Source organism: Undibacterium sp. (genome assembly GCF_030683615.1).
Classification (GTDB): Bacteria; Pseudomonadota; Gammaproteobacteria; order Burkholderiales; family Burkholderiaceae_D; genus Undibacterium; species Undibacterium umbellatum.
On sequence record NZ_JAUXQE010000008.1, the window covers coordinates 65,037 to 82,289 of the forward strand.

The 17,253-nt window shown below is 52.3% G+C and carries 19 protein-coding genes; 8 read left to right on the forward strand and 11 right to left on the reverse strand.

Going from position 1 to position 17,253, the window contains the following annotated elements:
* Positions 1-169: 169 nt before the first annotated feature.
* The 4 genes from Q8K39_RS05380 to Q8K39_RS05395 all read left to right on the forward strand — a co-directional run bounded on the left by Q8K39_RS05380 (position 170) and on the right by Q8K39_RS05395 (position 3,549).
* Positions 170-580, forward strand: a complete 411-nt coding sequence (locus Q8K39_RS05380; RefSeq protein WP_305258606.1) for a cupin domain-containing protein — start codon at positions 170-172, stop codon at positions 578-580.
* Positions 581-722: 142 nt separating this feature from the next.
* Complete coding sequence (locus Q8K39_RS05385) at positions 723-1,799, forward strand: sensor histidine kinase (protein WP_305258607.1); 1,077 nt, start codon at positions 723-725, stop codon at positions 1,797-1,799.
* Positions 1,796-2,566: a LytTR family DNA-binding domain-containing protein gene (locus tag Q8K39_RS05390; RefSeq protein ID WP_305258608.1), complete on the forward strand. Its 771-nt coding sequence runs from the start codon at positions 1,796-1,798 to the stop codon at positions 2,564-2,566. The genes Q8K39_RS05385 and Q8K39_RS05390 overlap by 4 nt, the downstream gene beginning before the upstream one ends.
* Positions 2,567-2,685: 119 nt before the next feature.
* Positions 2,686-3,549 carry a DUF2306 domain-containing protein gene (locus tag Q8K39_RS05395; protein WP_305258609.1) on the forward strand — a complete coding sequence of 288 codons (864 nt, stop codon included), beginning with the start codon at positions 2,686-2,688 and terminating at the stop codon, positions 3,547-3,549.
* 60 nt (positions 3,550-3,609) lie between these two features.
* On the opposite strand, the gene Q8K39_RS05400 is transcribed toward Q8K39_RS05395, so the two are convergent.
* Positions 3,610-4,620, reverse strand: coding sequence for a zinc-binding alcohol dehydrogenase family protein (locus tag Q8K39_RS05400; protein ID WP_305258610.1), 1,011 nt, complete (start codon positions 4,618-4,620; stop codon positions 3,610-3,612).
* Positions 4,621-4,733: 113 nt separating this feature from the next.
* On the opposite strand from Q8K39_RS05400, the gene Q8K39_RS05405 reads away from it, so the two are divergent.
* The 4 genes from Q8K39_RS05405 (at position 4,734) to Q8K39_RS05420 (ending at position 7,065) form a co-directional block, all read left to right on the forward strand.
* Positions 4,734-5,645: a LysR family transcriptional regulator gene (locus Q8K39_RS05405; RefSeq protein WP_305258611.1), complete on the forward strand. Its 912-nt coding sequence runs from the start codon at positions 4,734-4,736 to the stop codon at positions 5,643-5,645.
* A 124-nt stretch (positions 5,646-5,769) separates the two neighbouring features.
* Positions 5,770-5,985, forward strand: a complete 216-nt coding sequence (locus tag Q8K39_RS05410) for a DUF4287 domain-containing protein (protein ID WP_305258612.1) — start codon at positions 5,770-5,772, stop codon at positions 5,983-5,985.
* Positions 5,986-6,055: 70 nt separating this feature from the next.
* Positions 6,056-6,499, forward strand: a complete 444-nt coding sequence (locus tag Q8K39_RS05415; RefSeq protein WP_305258613.1) for a hypothetical protein — start codon at positions 6,056-6,058, stop codon at positions 6,497-6,499.
* A gap of 44 nt (positions 6,500-6,543) precedes the next feature.
* Positions 6,544-7,065 (forward strand): hypothetical protein, encoded by a 522-nt coding sequence (locus Q8K39_RS05420; protein ID WP_305258614.1) that lies wholly within the window; start codon positions 6,544-6,546, stop codon positions 7,063-7,065.
* 59 nt (positions 7,066-7,124) lie between these two features.
* Here the strand turns inward: Q8K39_RS05420 and Q8K39_RS05425 are convergent, their stop codons facing one another.
* From Q8K39_RS05425 to Q8K39_RS05470, 10 genes are all read right to left on the reverse strand, one after another.
* Positions 7,125-8,219 (reverse strand): ABC transporter ATP-binding protein, encoded by a 1,095-nt coding sequence (locus Q8K39_RS05425; RefSeq protein ID WP_305258615.1) that lies wholly within the window; start codon positions 8,217-8,219, stop codon positions 7,125-7,127.
* A 12-nt stretch (positions 8,220-8,231) separates the two neighbouring features.
* Entirely contained in the window at positions 8,232-9,764 is a 1,533-nt protein-coding gene (locus Q8K39_RS05430) for a glycoside hydrolase family 3 protein (protein ID WP_305258616.1), read from the reverse strand.
* Positions 9,761-10,588 carry a carbohydrate ABC transporter permease gene (locus tag Q8K39_RS05435; RefSeq protein ID WP_305258617.1) on the reverse strand — a complete coding sequence of 276 codons (828 nt, stop codon included), beginning with the start codon at positions 10,586-10,588 and terminating at the stop codon, positions 9,761-9,763. The genes Q8K39_RS05430 and Q8K39_RS05435 overlap by 4 nt, the downstream gene beginning before the upstream one ends.
* On the reverse strand, positions 10,585-11,484 hold the full coding sequence (locus Q8K39_RS05440) for a carbohydrate ABC transporter permease (protein ID WP_305258618.1): 900 nt from the start codon (positions 11,482-11,484) through the stop codon (positions 10,585-10,587). The genes Q8K39_RS05435 and Q8K39_RS05440 overlap by 4 nt, the downstream gene beginning before the upstream one ends.
* Positions 11,481-12,749, reverse strand: coding sequence for an ABC transporter substrate-binding protein (locus tag Q8K39_RS05445; RefSeq protein ID WP_305258619.1), 1,269 nt, complete (start codon positions 12,747-12,749; stop codon positions 11,481-11,483). The genes Q8K39_RS05440 and Q8K39_RS05445 overlap by 4 nt, the downstream gene beginning before the upstream one ends.
* A gap of 142 nt (positions 12,750-12,891) precedes the next feature.
* Positions 12,892-13,902 carry an SIS domain-containing protein gene (locus tag Q8K39_RS05450; protein ID WP_186956668.1) on the reverse strand — a complete coding sequence of 337 codons (1,011 nt, stop codon included), beginning with the start codon at positions 13,900-13,902 and terminating at the stop codon, positions 12,892-12,894.
* The gene (nagA, locus tag Q8K39_RS05455; protein ID WP_305258620.1) at positions 13,895-15,013 is read right to left on the reverse strand and encodes an N-acetylglucosamine-6-phosphate deacetylase; all 1,119 of its coding nucleotides are present in this window, start codon (positions 15,011-15,013) and stop codon (positions 13,895-13,897) included. Before nagA ends, Q8K39_RS05450 begins: the two co-directional genes overlap by 8 nt.
* On the reverse strand, positions 15,010-15,744 hold the full coding sequence (locus Q8K39_RS05460) for a GntR family transcriptional regulator (RefSeq protein WP_305258621.1): 735 nt from the start codon (positions 15,742-15,744) through the stop codon (positions 15,010-15,012). The genes nagA and Q8K39_RS05460 overlap by 4 nt, the downstream gene beginning before the upstream one ends.
* A 22-nt stretch (positions 15,745-15,766) precedes the next feature.
* Entirely contained in the window at positions 15,767-16,711 is a 945-nt protein-coding gene (locus Q8K39_RS05465; protein WP_370868565.1) for a BadF/BadG/BcrA/BcrD ATPase family protein, read from the reverse strand.
* 248 nt (positions 16,712-16,959) lie between these two features.
* On the reverse strand, positions 16,960-17,253 hold a 294-nt coding region (locus Q8K39_RS05470), incomplete at its 5' end, for a biopolymer transporter ExbD (RefSeq protein WP_305258622.1).

The following is a 17,253-nucleotide window of genomic DNA, read 5'->3' on the forward strand; positions in this document are numbered from 1 at the left end:
TCGTGTGGGCCATGCTCACACCAAGCCCGTCAGTTTTGCGAGATTCAGGAAACAACACCCTTGCACGTTAGCGTCATTTCAACTTGACTCCCACATTAAAAAGGATGGTAATTATGACCATGCGCAGCGACGCATGAGCATAATTACTATCCAACATGGGAGACTTATCTTGCATACGACCACAACAAAACGCTTGCGCCAATTGACTGCCATCAGCCTCTTGCTGATCAGCGGCACACTGCTGGCACAAAACACGGGCATTACCCGCACCATCGTCACCAAGGCTGATTCATCCATCCCAGGCAAGGAAGATGTGATTGCCCGGGTAGAAATTGCTGCGGGTGCCGTGGTGGGCTGGCATACGCATCCTGGAGATGAAATCAGCTATGTCATGGAAGGCGAAGCAGAACTGCTGGTCGCCAACCAGGCTGCGCGCAAGGTCAAAGCTGGGGAAGGTTTTGTCATCCCCGCCGGTGTCGTCCACAGCGCAAAAAACCATGGCAGCGTGCCCATCAAGCTGGTGGGTGTCTACGTGGTAGACAAGGACAAACCCCTGGCAAGCCCCGCCTCGGCACCATAACTGGCTAAAGCACTGTACTGTCCTGCCACCCGGCAGGACGGGTTTAAGACTCCTCCGTCATTCAAGCCCCGAAAACCGTCATCAGTCGCAAACCTGCGCTAGGCCGCTTGTTGAAAATTGCACTTACCGCTATCTTGGCTACATGAAAACCGCCACCCCAAACAAGCTACACTGGCCCGCACTGCCAAGACCACGACAAATTGTCGTGGTGCTCATCATCAGTGTATTGATCGCCTGGGTGACCACACCTATATTTCAGTCACCTTTCTGGCTGGTGCTCAGGCGCACGACTTTCATTGCCATGGTCATGCTGCTGGCGTTTACAGTGTCCGGCACCTGGCGTTTGCAATGGATGCCACGCTGGATACCGCGCTGGCTGGTGCAAGTGCTGGCCATCTGCTTCCTGGCACCGTTTGCCAGTCTGGCTGCCTATGTGGCGATAGCGGGCAATTTCATGAACTTCATCAAGGCGAATAATCTCTTGTCCGGTTTTGCAACCAGCACGATTTTTGCGATTTTTTTTGGTTCCATCGTCGCCGTCGTTGCCATCAATCGCGAAGGCAAGCAACGTGAACGTGCAGACCGCCTGCAACTGGAGCTAGAAAAGAATGCACTGGAACGTGAAGTGCTGGACGCCCGCCTGCGCCTGCTGCAGGCCCAGATAGAACCACACTTCCTGTTTAATACTCTGGCGAATGTGCAAGCCCTGGTTGAAGCGGGCTCGGAGAATGCCGCTCCAGTCTTGCGTCACCTGATTGCCTATCTGCGCGCAGCCATGCCGCGCCTGAATGATGCTGATGCAACGCTGGAAAATGAAATGCAACTGGTCAGTGCTTATCTTGAAATCATGCATATGCGCATGCCCGACCGTTTGCAATTTGAACTCAAACTGGCACCTGAGCTAAATAGCTTGCGCTTCCCGGCGATGGCCTTGTTAACCCTGGTCGAAAACGCAGTGCGCCATGGCATAGACCCCGGCACTGAAGGTGGGCATATAGAGGTTGGCGGCAGACAGGATAGCGAGGGCGGCATGGTGACGCTATGGGTTAAAGATACCGGCATAGGCATGACGGAAACTGCCGTCCCTGGCACCGGCCTGGCAAATGTCAGGGCAAGGCTGCAAGCGTACTTCGGCAAGGATGCCAGTGTCGATTTGCATGAGCAGACTCCACATGGTTTGCGAGTTGAATTAATTTTCCATCCAGGAGCCAGGACATGAGACAGCTCACCGCATTGATCGCCGATGATGAACCTCTGTTGAGAGAGCATCTGCGCACTAACCTGACACGGCTATGGCCAGAACTGCGCATCGTCGACGAGGCACGCAATGGCCGTGAAGCGGTGGAAATGTTCGACATCCACCAGCCAGATATTGTTTTCCTGGATGTACACATGCCAGGTTTGAATGGCATAGAAACCGCCAGATCCATTGCACGCAGGGCGCACATCGTCTTCTTTACCGCGTATGAACAATATGCAGTACAGGCATTTGAACAAGGCGCTGTTGATTACCTCGTCAAGCCCATCATAGAAGCACGTCTTGCAGACACCATCGCACGTCTGCAACAACGGCTGAAGCAAGCGAATGATCTGGGGGCCAGCTATGATGCCCTGCTCGACCGCATGGCCACAGACATGCGCCAGCGCACCCCAAAGGCGAACTACCTGCAATGGATAAAAGCATCGGTAGGCAATAGCGTGCGCCTGATCCCGGTAGAACAAATAGCCTACATGCGCTCGGACGATAAATATACACTGGTCGCCTGGGATGATGGCGATGCACTTATACGCAAGAGCATACGTGAACTCAGCGATGAACTGGACCCCGACCGCTTTGCCCAAACCCACCGCTCTGTCATCGTCAATCTGCATTATGTCAGTGAAGTCACACGCGGCATGAATGAAACTGCTGAACTGCATATACGTGGCCGTCCCGATGTATTGCCAGTCAGCCGCAGCTACCTGCATCTTTTCCGGCAGATGTAGCACCGTACTGCCCCCCTTAAACAAGCAGCATTAAAAAGCAATCCAGTCTTTGCAGGCAAGCTCACGCCTGTACGGCAGGATCAGACACGACCATTCATTTCAGTAAAAGGAGTTTTCAAATGACGCAAGATACCGCTTACGAAACTGCCAATCCATACCCGGCAAAGAACGCCCTTCAGAAGTCGAAAAGACTGGATGGACTAGCGAAGACCAGCCTCAAGTATGCTGCAATGCTGTGGTTTTCAGTCGCCATCATAGGCCAGCTATTATTCGTCTACTACATCCTGGGTTTCTATGTCCTGTCTGCAATGAAAGGAAATCTCGCCGCATGGAGTAACGTGCTGCCACACGGCTATATCAAGGGAGACAGTGCAGGCAATTTTGCCATCATCACCCATATTTTTCTGGCAACCAGCATCACCCTGGCGGGCATACTGCAATTGATACCGCAAGTTCGCGCGCGAGCGCCCAAATTCCATCGCTGGAACGGACGCATCTATTTATCCAGCCTCATCATTGCCGCCACGACTGGCTTGTACATGGTCTGGTTCCGCAATGGTGTGGGTGACTTTACCCAGCATCTGGGTATCAGCCTGAATGCAGTATTAATCCTTCTCTGCGCAGCCATGGCCTTGCGCCATGCTCTGGCACGCCAGTTCACCCAGCACCGCCGCTGGGCATTGCGTCTGTTCCTGGTGGCGAATGGTGTATGGTTCTTCCGCATAGGTTTGATGTTCTGGATAGCCATCAATCAGGGACCTGCAGGTTTTAATCCCAAGACTTTCGAAGGACCATTTCTCAGCTTCATCTCCTTTGCCAATTCATTGATACCGCTAATCGTCTGCGAATTGTATTTGCGTGCGCAAGACAGCAAGAACAAAGCTGTTCACTTCAGCATGGCCGGGACCTTGCTGGTCTTAAGTGCAGCCAGCGGCATGGGTATCTTTGTAGCATTTATGGGCATGTGGTTGCCGCGCCTTTGAACCTGGCACGCCAACATCAAAGGGGGCAAGATGCCCCCTTTTTTAACTATTTAAAGCGTATTAAAATCCTTGCAGCACCACTTTTCCCTGCGCCTTGCCGCTCTCTATCAGCGCATGTGCCCTGCGCAAGTTCGCCGCATTGATCTTGCCGAAGTTCGCATTCACGGTACTGCGTACTTTGCCCGCATCCACCAGCGCTGCCACCTCTGCCAGAAGCTTGCCTTGTTCATCCATATCGACGGTCTTGAACAAAGAGCGGGTGAACATCAATTCCCAGTGCAGAGAGATGGACTTGCTTTTCAACTGCATCAAATCCAGCGCCACCATATCGTCAATCACGGCCAGCTTGCCTTGTGGCTTCAGGCTGGCGATGATTTCTGCATAGTGCTGTTCTGTCTGTGTCAGGCTGGCGACCATATCAACTTCATCTATACCCTTGGCTTTCAACTCTGCGCTCAGAGGTTTGGAATGATCAATCACTGCATGCGCACCCAGATCCAGGCACCACTGATGAGTCTCGGCACGTGAGGCGGTAGCAATCACACGCAATTGCGTCAACAGACGCGCCAATTGTATGAGGATGGAGCCAACACCACCCGCACCACCGATCACCAGCAAAGTCTGGCCTGCGCCACCATTCTTCGCAACTCCCAGGCGTTCAAACAGCAATTCGTAGGCAGTAATCGTGGTCAGCGGCAAGGCAGCGGCTTGTGCATCGTCCAGTGTAGTAGGTGCCTTGGCGACGATGCGTTCATCCACTGCATGCAACTCACTGTTTGCACCGGGGCGGTCTATCGCGCCAGCATAGTAAACACGGTCGCCGGTTTTGAAATTTGTAACTTCTGTGCCAACTTCTTCCACAATACCAACAGCATCCCAGCCCAGCACATTCAATTGGCCCTCAGCAGGTGCGCGCCCGAGCCTGACCTTGGCATCCACAGGGTTGACCGAAATCGCATTCACGCGCACCAGCAAGTCGCGTGCTTCCAGCACTGGTTTTGGCAATTCCACATCTTCCAGCGATGCAGTGTTATCGATAGGTAAAGAATGGCGGTAAGCAATGGCTTTCATGTTGAGTCCTTGAGTGATTAAGTATCGTGTCCAGAAACATTTCCAGATCAGTGCAGGCATTGTAGAATCTGAAGCATGAATTGATAAGACCGATAAATAACTATCACTTTCAAATGAAAATTGAAAATCTCAGCGACCTGCATGTACTCGTGCAAACCGCCCGCTGCGGCTCACTCTCAGGCGCAGCCAGCGTGCTGGGCATGACGCCAGCCGCCGCCAGCGCCACTCTCAAGCGACTGGAAACCCAGTTGGGCACCCGACTGTTCGAACGATCGACCCGCGCCCTGCGCATCACTGCCCAAGGGCAAATCCTGCTCGACTACGCGCAAAGGGCATTTGATTTGCTCGATGAAGGTGAATCCCAGGTATCAGAAGCCCGCACCGCCCTGGTCGGCACGATACGCGTCGCCGCCCCGTCTGACCTGACCCGTACTACTCTATTGCCCTGGCTGGACGAATTCCTGGCCCTGCACCCCGGCGTGCAACTGACGTTAAATGTTGGCGACAGACCGCTGGACGTAGTACGCGATGAAGTGGATGTGGCAATAAGATATGGCCCCCTGACAGACTCACGCCTGGTCGCCAGGGTGCTGGCACAAAGCCGCCCCATGCTCTGCGCCGCCCCCAGCTATCTGGCCCGCCACCCTGCCCCACAAACGCCGCAGGACCTGGCACACCACAATTGCCTGCTGTTCGAACGCAGCAGCCGCCTGCACAACACCTGGCGCTTTGGACAAAACGGTAAATGGAAAGAAGTCAGAGTAAAAGGCGACCGCAGCGCCGACGACGCCTCCCTGGCCCGCATGTGGGCAATAGCAGGCGCTGGCATCATCTTCAAATCATTGATCGATGTCAGACAGGAACTGGAAGATGGCAGCCTGGTGGCGCTGCTGACGGACTGGGAGACGGAGGCTTATCCGCTGCATGCATTGTTGCCTAGTGGGCGTTTTATACCTAACCGGGTGCGGACCTTGGTAGAGTTTTTGAGCGCGAAATTTGCAATCAGAACTCAGTATGAAAAATAGTATCTGAAGCGATGCAAGGGAGATATTTTCATGATATTTTTAGCATATCAAAAAATAAATTAAAAATCTCGTACAATCATACCCAAACAATTTTTTTTGAACTCAAGAAGAAAGGAAGCACAGCATGTCAAATGAAGAAAAAGTCAAAGGGCCCGCCTCCTACTTTCCATCGATAGAAAAGAAATACGGTCAACCCATACAGCACTGGCTGGACCTGGTTCAACAAAACAAAGGATTAAAGCACATGGAAATCGTGAACAAGCTGAAGGCTGAACATGAGATCGGGCATGGTCACGCCAATGCCATCGTAGCTTATGCCCTGGCCGCTGACAAAAAATAATTTACCTCGCTCTATTGAACATGGGTATGGCCGTCATGTTTATAGTGCTGACTTCCCGTCCTCAAACTTAATGTCTATGACTACGCTTACCTGGCCAGAGATTTTTATCGATGCATCTGCACTTGATATTCAAACATTATTCTCGAATTGGCCCAAGACTTTAACTGGCAAAGTCCGGCCCTTGGGCTGCTCAGCTTTTGGTGACCTGTATTTCGAAAGAGAAAATGGTCCTATCGAACGCCTGGACGTGCTGGAAGGAGGAATCCACACCATAGCTCCGGACATGAATGATTTTAGTGCGATGATGAATTCTCCAGAATGGCAGGAAGTAAATCTCCTTACAGAAGGTATCTGCCTTTTGAAAGAAAAAGGGATAGAGCGCGGTGCGAATCAATTTTATGGATTTGCGCCTCATCCAGCTTTTGTCGGCAGCATAAATTGGGCAAGTGCTATCGCTTTAGATGCAAATGTTTGGCACTCTATTTGTGCGCAAGTATTGGAAAATGATGTGTGAGAAATTTTCGATAAGCTGGCTGATTGATTGCACTTGGAGGTTACATGGGTGTTGACATGGCAAGCTTTGTGTTGCTTTACATATTGCCTTTAATTGTTTCCGTTATTCTATTCATCGACTTAATTGTGCGAGGTCTAATCGCCAGAGCTCTTATATCTGTGATCCTTGCTGTGCTTTTAATTTTAAGCATTGACGCAACTCTTCCAAATAACATTGGAACTGTCATTGATTTAATGTTCGGACCATGGATGCTTTGTATTGCCATGTTTATTGCATCCGTAAAGCCACAGCAGCACGAATTAGTTTCGGGCGAGGAACGTTACATGAAGCCTAAAGCAAGAATTCTGGACCCGTGCGCATTTAATGATGAACACGGCAGATTGCTAACAATCGAGGCTTCTTTAGATCTTATCAACTCTTTTGACAGAAAGTCATGCGACGAATTTTTAAGTTCATTGGGATACCCGGAGACAAAAAAAGAAGAATCATTGATGGAATCAAGGCAACGATGCGTTAGCACTTTTAAAAAAGAACGAATCGTGCCAGCTAACAAGATTGATACTTGAAATAGAAAATCCTATTTATTAAGATTTTCAGATAATCCTTAAAACCATACAAGTCAATCTCAAACAGCATTTCCTTTCTCATCAAACACATGACACCTGTGCCCCGGCAGTTGTATACAAAGATCAGCTCCCGCATACAGGTCTGAAGTATCTGCTGGCAGTTTGATAGCAAACAGATTTTCTTCACCCGCCAGTATTGCATACACGATGGCGGCATCCCCCAGATGTTCAACAAAGCTGATGCAGACTTCGAGCTGGTTGCTATGCTCCGTGGATTGTGATGCCAGCAGGATATGCTCTGCCCTGATGCCAAGGCTGACTTCGTCACCGGTCTGTAAATTGCGACTCTCAAGCTGGACGTTGATATGGGTGCCTGCTGCCAGTTGCAGTTCTACCTCATTACCAAGATTACGCAATACCCTGGCCTTGACGATGTTCATCTTCGGTGAGCCGAGGAAGCTAGCGACGAAGAGGTTGGCGGGTTTGTCGTAGAGTTCCAGCGGTGCTCCTATTTGTTCTATCTTGCCGCCGTTGAATACTGCGATGCGCTGGCCCAGGGTCATGGCTTCTACCTGGTCGTGCGTGACGTAGATCATGGTGGCGACAAGCTCTCTGTGCAGCTTACTGAGCTCTATGCGCATTTGTACGCGCAGGCTGGCGTCGAGATTTGATAGGGGCTCATCAAACAGGAACAGGCCGGGCTTGCGCACGATTGCACGGCCTATGGCGACGCGCTGGCGCTGGCCGCCGGACAGGTCGCGTGGCTTGCGTTGCAGCAAATGAGTCATTTGCAAAATACTGGCGGCGTGTTGTACGGCTATGTCTATCTCGGCCTTGCTCATGCTGGTGAGGCTCAGGCTGAATGCCATGTTTTCATACACGGTCATGTGCGGGTACAGGGCATATGACTGGAACACCATGGCCAGGCCGCGTTTGGCGGGCGGGATATCGTTCGCCAGTCGATTGTCTATATGCAGCTCACCAGCGCTGATATCTTCCAGACCGGCAATCATGCGCAAGAGCGTGGATTTGCCGCAGCCTGAGGGGCCAACAAAAACCATGAATTCACCATTGCGCACATGCAGGTCTATGCCTTGCAAAACCTGGTTATTGCCATAGGATTTGCTGATCCGCTGCAGTCTGACTTCGGCCATTCCTTGTGTTCCTTATGCAGCAGCGGTAGAGAAACCAGCAACTGGTATCTGACCGCTGGCGACCACTTCTTCGGCAAACCACGCACGTGCAGCATCTATCGCTGGCGGAGCAAAGCCGTAGGTAATCAATGCGGGGGCCTGAATGTCCAGCATTTGAAACGGGTTCCACAAGACCAGGTGCAGGTCTGGCTTCCAGGTATCGCGTACCTGTTTGCTATAGCGTATGCGCACAGTAGATGCCAGCACGACGAAGCGGCCATCATCTGGTAAGGCACTCCAGTCAAAAGTGTCAGCATTGGCAAAGGTGACCGTCTCTACATCATACAAACTCGCCAGCATGGCGCTGACTTTTGCGGCAGGTATGCCAGCTTCCGAAACACCATCACTGACAACGTCGGCGCTGATGACGAGGCGCAGCTTGCTGCCTCTGACGGGCGGTTGTGCATAGCCCTGGGTAGTCAGGCCGCGCTTCCAGGCGCTGGACATGAGGATGCGGTCTGCCATGTCGGTCTGGTAGGCTGTATCTATACAGGGATAGGTCTTGGTCAGGTCTGCCATGCGTTGCAGTTTTTGCTGTACTTCTGCGAGAGATATCTGGCCTGAGAAAATCACTTCGGTCAGGGCATTCAGGGTTTCCAGTTGCGTCTCTGTGGTGCCTAGCGCCATGACCATGTCGGCACCGGCCAGCAAGGCACGCACTGCGGCATTGCCGACGCCATAGCGGCCTGCTATTGCATGCATGTCCATGCCGTCGGTGATGACTACGCCCTGGTAATTCCATTGTTCACGCAGTAAACCCGTCAGGATGGGCTTGGACATGGTGGCCGGGTTTTCTGCATCCAGTGCCGGGTAGACGATATGCGCCGTCATCATGGCAGGTGCATTGCGGCTGACTGCGATCTGGAAAGGTGCCAGTTCCAGCGCCTGCAATTCTGTCAGGCTCTTGTTCACGGTAGGCAGGTCGCGGTGGGAATCAACATTGGTATCGCCATGACCAGGGAAATGCTTGACACAGCAAGCCACACCTTCAGCCAGGCTGCCATCCATCCAGGCCAGTGCCAACTCACTGGCGCGCTTGGGATCAGAGCCAAAGGAGCGTTCAGAGATGACGGGATTATCGACATTGTTATTCAGATCCAGCACAGGCGCAAAGTTCCAGTTAAAGCCCAGGGCCTTGACGCCACGGGCAACAGCAGCGCCCACCTGGCGGCATAGCTCGGGATCATCGCTGGCCCCCAGCGACATTGCCGCCGGGGGCTGCGGTACCCAGGTGGAGCGCACGACTGCGCCCCCTTCCTGATCGATACCGATCAGCGCCCCCTCCCCCAAGATAAGGCGCAGATCAGCCGTCAGTTTTTTCAGCTGGATTTCGTCAACCATGTTTTGTCTGAACAGGCAAATACCACGGATATGATTGTCTTTTAAAAATTGTGCCGATGTCTCATCAAGGCTGGTGATGGGCATGCGTATCATCACCAGTTGCCCGGCCAGGCGGCGTGCTTCTTCTCGCGTCATCGTTTGTTGGTTATTTTTGTCTTGCGTCATTTCACTGCTCCATCCATGCCGCGCATAAAAAAGCGCTGGGTAAATAAAAAAGCGACCAATATAGGTGCAACTGTCAAAATGGTTCCTGCAGCAATCACGCGGGTGCTGCTGCCATAAGTGCCGCGCAGATACAGCACACCGGCAGACAAGGGAAAGTCTTCTGGCTTGCTGATGACTATCGATGGCCAGATGTATTCATTCCAAGCCTCCACCGCAGTCAATATGCCGACTGTGGCCAGCCAGGGTGTAATCAATGGCAGGACAATGCGGTAAAAAATAATCCATTCACTGGCCCCATCAACGCGGGCAGCATCCAGCAGGTCTTGCGGCACTTCATCAAAAGCCTGCTTCAACAGCAGTATGGATACTGCTGTCACGATATTGGGCAAGACTACGGCAGTGTAAGTATTCACCAAGGATATCTTGGTCATGGTGATGAAGTTGACCAGAAAATTGACTTCAGACGGCAAAATCATGGTCGCCAGTATCACACCCATGATGAGCTTGCTGCCGTTGAACTGCATGCGTGACAGAGGATAAGCGGCGAGTGAACACACCACCAGCTTGCCCAGTACTGTCGCCAAAGTGATCAGCAAAGAATTCTTGTAGAAAGCGAGGATGGGGATGACGCGAAAAGCCTCGATAAAGTTATCCATCGAAATGCCACGCGGCCAGAATGTGGGTGGGAATTCAAACAGATTACCTTCTGTCGACATCGCTACCACCAGTGTCCACCAGAATGGGAAAATGCAGATGATGGCAATCAGGCTCAGCAAGCCATATTGCGACACCGTGCGCAGGATTTTATTGGCAGATGTTTTCATTTTTCTCGCCCCGGTTTTAGCCAGCGCAGGCAGACAAAGGCAATCGCCATGCAGCACAGGGACACAACAAAACTCGCAGCCAGGCCACGCGGCAGCTTCAAATGTTTCAGGCCTTGATCATAGGCATAATACAGCGCCGTGAAGGTGGAATTCATGGGCCCACCTTGCGTAAGCACATCTACTTCCTGATAGGCTTTCAAAGCCGCCAAGACTGACATGATGCTGCAGACCAGTATCGTCGGCTTCAGCATGGGCACGGTGATGCGCCAGAAGCGTTGCCAGCGATTGGCACCATCCAGTATGGCTGCTTCCTGCATCTCGGCGGGCAATGACTGCAAGGCAGCCAGATACATCACCATATACCAGCCCAGACCACGCCAGAAAGAGACAAACATCACAGCAAACAGAGCCAGTGCATCATCCGACAACCAGCCCAGTGGCGCAGTTATCAAATGCAATTGCAGTAGTACATAATTGAGTGTGCCCTGCTCATGAAACATGAAACCCCACATAATGCCGACGACAGAAACTGTCGTCACTACAGGCACATAATAGGCGGCGCGAAACCAGCGTATGCCGGGCAATTGATTATTCACCAGCACCGCCAGCGATATCGCCCCCAATTGCGTGAAGGGTACGACCAGCAAAAACAGTAGCGAGTTTTTAAGCCCAGTCAAAAACATGTCATTCGCAAACAGGGCGCGATAATTGGCGAAGCCTACCCAATGCACTTCGCGTATCAGGCTGAAATCTGTAAAGCTCAGGTAAGAGCCATATAGGACGGGCCAGAAGGAGAACATCAGCAGCAATAGCAAGGCAGGGGCCAGGAAGGCATAGGCAAGCAGGTTGCGCTTGTTTGTCACAACGGGCGCGACAGAGTCAAGCAACTTGCTCATGGCAGCTTCACTCCTTGCAACTTGCGATTCCAGATGCCTACCGCTTCATCCAAGGCTTCTTGTATATCACGGCGGCCAGTGACACCTGCTTCTACGGCCTTGACCAAAAAACGGCGCAATTCATCATAATCGTCTATGCCGCTGACATACAGGCTGCGGGCAGAATTCATGGAGTTTGCGGCCACGGCCAATGCCTGTTCTGATGCGCCCGCGTTGGGTAATATTTTCTTGAAATAGGGATTTGCCAGCGCCTGTTTGGTGGTGGGCATCACACCCGCCATCCTTGCAAAAGCCAGTTGATTGGCATCGCTGGTCAGGTAGCGGGCAAAGGCGGCAACTTCAGGAATATCTTTTTTCTTCACGCCTTTGGGTATGGCGAAATGAAACATCCAGCCACCGTCATTAATGCCGGTCGGCCCAGGCGGCACTGGGAAGATACCCGTCTGCGCGTAAATGTCTGGTGCATCAGTTTGTATACGTTTGATGGCAGTGGGTGCGCTAACCATGACACCGAGACGACCACCGAGATAGGCGTCTACTACTGCGGGGAAATTGTCTTCTGCAAACAATTTGTCTTTGAGAAAACCGCCAGCCTTATAGGTGGCAGCAAGTTTTTTAACCAGCATCACATGAGCGGGGGAATTGAATACTGCCTTTCCATCGCGTATTAAATCCAAACCCTGTTGCATGAAAAAACCATCGATTTTGCCGAGCGCAGGTGCGTAGCCAGGCTTGCCGGTTTTGAGGGAAATCATGACGGCCTGGGTCAACAATTCATCCATACTGCGTGGTGCCTGGACTATGCCTGCCGCAGCCAGTATCTTGCGGTTATAGGCGATTACGTTAACGTTGCTGTAATGTGGGAAACCATAGACCTTGCCCTTAAAACGCAAGTCAGCCAGTGCGGCATCGGTGTAGTCATTGGTGGCCCCCGGTGCAGCTAATAATGCATCGACGGGTTCCAGCAAACCATCTCGCGCCATTTCTTCTGCCCAGGGCACACTCAAATTTACCAGTGCTGGTGGCGTACCGGCAGCGATGGCGGTGATCAGCTTTAATTGCAGAATATCCCAGGGGAAATCCACCCATTCGAGCTTGATGCCGGGGTGTTGTGCTTCGTAATTTTTGACGAGTTCCTGAAAATAGGGAATGAATTTTGGCTTCAGGCTCATGGTCCAGAACTCGATCTTCTGGACGGCGAAGGCGTTGCCATGCAAGCCAAAACTCAATAGCAGCACGTTCAAGACCAAGCGCAATTCCGGCATCGAAATCTGCTTTTTACATATACTCCCCAATATTTTTAAGCAATCTCGCATTTTAATCATACCAATCTTGCTATTTATAAAAATACTGGGGGTAGTATCTATTTTCTAAGTTTTTAAAAAATAGCCTGCTGCTGTAGCTGCGTCAATTTGTTTTGGTGACTTTGCTCAAATGCCTTGGCTTGTCCGGGTCCAGACCACGGGCAATTGACAGGTTTGCTGCCATCATGTAGAACGCTTGTATCGCCACAACTGGATCGAGATCCGGTGTCGCCGCAACTGGCAAAGTCAGGTTACGTTCCTTGACATCTTCTGGCGCAGCCAGCAAGACATTCGCGCCACGGCCACGCATTTCCTCTGCCAGGGCAATCAGACCAGCTTGGGCAGGACCACGGGTTGCGAATATCAATAATGGATAACCATCATGTATCAGGGCCATGGGGCCATGTTTGATTTCTGCACCACTGAAGGCTTCTGCCTGGATGACGGACGTCTCTTTGAACTTAAGCGCAGACTCCAGCGCCACCGGGAAGCTGATGCCACGGCCCACCACCATGATGCGTGATGCAGGTTGCAAGACTTCTATCGCTGGCGACCAGTCGAGTTTGGTGGCCGCGTGCAGGGATTCAGGCAGTTGTTCTATCGCCGCCAAAAATTCTGCATCGTTTTGCCAGTGACCTGCCAGGCGTGCGCCTGCCACCAGCGAAGTGATAAAGCTCTTGGTCGCAGCCACGCTCAGTTCGGGGCCCGCGTGCAATGGCATGGTCCATTCTGCGCTTTGTGCCAGCGGAGATGCTGCGTCGTTGACGAGGGCCACTGTCGTCGCACCACCTTCGCGGAAATAGCGGATAGGCTCAACCACATCAGGGCTTTGGCCAGACTGTGAAATCGCAATCGCCAGGGCATCTTTGGCTGCCAGTGGTGCCTTGTTCAGTGTCACCAAAGACATAGGCAGGGAAGCAACGATGCGCCCTACCCTGGCCATGATCAGATAGGCTGCATAATTGGCGGCATGGTCCGAGCTGCCACGGGCAACCGTGACGACGGATGTTGGTGGCTTGGCACGCAAGTGAGCGCCTAGCTCGGCATAACGTGCACCTTCATGTTTGAGTTGTTCGGCTACAAAATCAGCGGAAGAACTGGCTTCCTTAAGCATCTGTGAGGTCAATCTTTTCTCCTTCTACATAAACAGCGATGAGGTTGAGCTGGCGATCCAGTACAACCAGGTCTGCGTAACTGCCAGCCTGCAGGCGGCCACGCTCATTCAATCCCAGATAATCGGCTGCGTAAGTAGAAACACGCTTCGATGCATCTTCCAGGTCAAGTCCTATGCTGACCAGATTGCGCAAGGCTTGATCCATGGTCAGGGTGCTGCCTGCCAGCGTGCCGTCTTCAAGACGTACACCGCCCAGGCATTTATGTACGACCTGGCGGCCCAGCATGTATTGGCCATCAGGCATGCCGGAAGCTGCAGTAGAGTCAGTAACGCAATACAGATGCGGTATCGCACGCATGGCGGCTTTGATGGCGCCAGGGTGGACATGCAACAAGTCAGGAATAATTTCAGAAAACTGCGCATGCGCCAGCGCTGCGCCGACCATGCCGGGCGCACGGTGATCAAGGCGTGACATGGCGTTGTATAAGTGGGTAAAACCGGTTGCACCATTTTCCAGTGCGGCCTTGCCCTCTTCGTAAGTACCGAGGGTATGGCCTATCTGCACCTGCATGCCGATGGCTGTCAGCTCGCGAACCAGTTGCAAGTGGCCTTCCATTTCAGGCGCTACAGTGATCAATCTGATCGGCGCTATCGCATCAAGGTGGCGCACCTGTTCCAGCGAACCTGTATGGGCAAAGGCAGGCTGTGCGCCCAGCTTGCCCGGATTGATATACGGGCCTTCCAGATGCACACCCAATATACGTGCGCCACCGCTACTACGTTTGTCCACTTCTGGCTTGATGCCCTGCAAGGCCAATTCGAGATCGGCCAGTGGTGCTGTCATCGTAGTTGCCAGCATGCTGGTAGTGCCATGTTTGGCATGCTTGCGGGCGATGATCCTAACTGCATCACCCGCCTCCATGGTGTCTTTACCGCCAGCACCATGCACATGCAAATCGACAAAACCTGGCAGTATGTAAGCTGCTGACTCGGCATCAACGACACTCATGTCTGCAGTGATAGACTGAATCTTCTCGTCGAAAGCCAAAGTCCCATGTACCCAGCCTTGCGGTGTCAGTATTTGCCCCTGTACTTGTAGCTGCAGGCTCATCTGAACAACTCCGCCACAAAGTCATAATAATCACTGCGGCAATAAGAGTGTGAGAGTTCTATCGCGGCACCATTTGGCAAATAGGCTACGCGGGTAATGAACAACATGGCCGCGCCCTGTTTGATGTCTGCCAGACGGGCTTGCTCGGCAGTTGCATTCACAGCGCGGATATGCTGCAAGGCGCGCGCTGGTGAGAGATTATGTGATTCCAGATAACCATACAAACTGTCACTGACCAGCTTGGGGTTAGGCATATACATGGCTGGGATAGTTGAGCTTTCTATCGCCATAACGACATTGTCGGCCGTACGCAAACGCTTCAGACGCGATACCACGGTATTGGGTGACAGGCCCAGAGACAAAATCTCTTCAGGTGAAGCGATTCCTGTTTCGCGTGACAACCAGCGTGAGCCTGGAGCAAAACCACGGTTACGCAATTCTTCACTGAAGTTGGTGAGGCGCGACAGTGGTTGCTCTATCTTGGGCGTGATGTAAGTGCCAGAGCCATGCTTGCGTGTCAGCATGCCGCGCTCGCACAGCATGTCTATCGCCTTGCGCGCGGTGACGCGTGAAATTTCAAGGGTTTCTGACATCATACGTTCGGATGGCAAGGCTTCATCCGGCTGCCACAATCCACTATGTATGCCATTCGCGAGTTTGTTCGCCAATTGCAGATACAAGGGGGTAGAACTTTCTGTATCAGGTTTGAAGTCTATCAATTGTGCCAGCATGTCTGTCTTTCTTTTAATATACTTATATGGCTTGTAAATGCTGTTGTATCAGTATCAATGCCCCAGTTGCCGAATCGGCCTTGGGCATCTGTATTCTTTCTTTTAATTCTGCGGGTAAATACGCCGCGATTGGTGCTGCCAGCCCACCGCACAAGGCGATCGGCAATTCATTTTTCGGGTCCAGCGCCCTGGCCATGATGGCGACTTCTGTACCAGCTTCCAGCATGATTTCGCGAGCCACCTCGACTTCAGGCGCAAAACGAATAACCAGCGGTGCCAGCTCGGCATAACGGGTTTGGTTGGCTTGTGCCAGCCAGGCAAACACGGCGTCTTTATCACCGCCACAATGCGTCAGCACAGCACTGGCAAAAGGGTTGCTCACAGCACGGCCATCCAGCACGCGCTGCAAATGATTGACGGCACGCATACCCAGCCAGGCGCCACTGGCCTCATCACTGACTGGAAAACCCCAGCCACCCACTTCACGACGCTGGCCGCTTGGCAGCAAAACTTCGCCGACACTACCAGTGCCCAAAGCAATGATAGCGCCAGGCTTGCCATTGAGTGCCCCCAGCAAAGTGGTATAGGCATCAGTTTCAGCGCAGACAGCACCAAAACCAGGGTTGAGGGCCACGAACTCTCTGGCCCAGTGAATATTATGCACACCAGCCAGGCCACAGCCCACTGCGATATCAGCCAGGGCAGGCATATCCAGATTGGCATCTGCAAAGGCTTGCTGAGTGGCAAGCAAGATAGCCTGCCATGCCTTGTCGCGGCCATGCGCCAGACCAGATGGGCCTGCACTGCCACGGCCCAACTCAATGCCGCTAGCATCAGACAACACCACTCGCGTGCCAGTGCCACCACCATCAGCACCAATATGATAAGTACAAGCATGGGTCATCGAGGAATGCCCTGCAGTCTTTAACACATCAGTTTCAGGCAGATTTTCTGCTTGTTTATTCATTGATAAGTAAATAATTGAGTAAGGTTGAACCAGACCAGATTCTGTACTTCTGCTACTATTTCAAGTCTCACTGTAAGTTTTTTCACTAGTGGATGTCAATAGGTATTTAAGTGGTATCATCAAATATAATTTGAGCCTGTCTTTTTCTATCACACTCTACGGTAACGCCAGAGACGAAACATGCTCATAGTCCAGCCCCGGGCACTACAAGCTTTATGGCAACTTGTATTAAGCCCGCGGCTGCATGTTTACTTCAAGAACTGTTCGTTGCCCACCATACCAATCTTGGTCACACCAAGACGCTGTGCCGCTGCCATGACAGCTGCCACAGATTTGTAAGGAACGACAGCCACCGGACGCAAATGCACTTCTGGCTGGTCAGGTTGCGCTGCCGCTTCTGTCAGCTTGGCATCCAGTTCGCTTGGATTCACTGCTGCACCATTCCAGGTCACAGTGCCATCGAAATCCACATCAATATTCACGACGACAGGTTCCTTCGGCTGCACTGGCGACGGCCCTTGCGGCATATTCAGATTGACCGC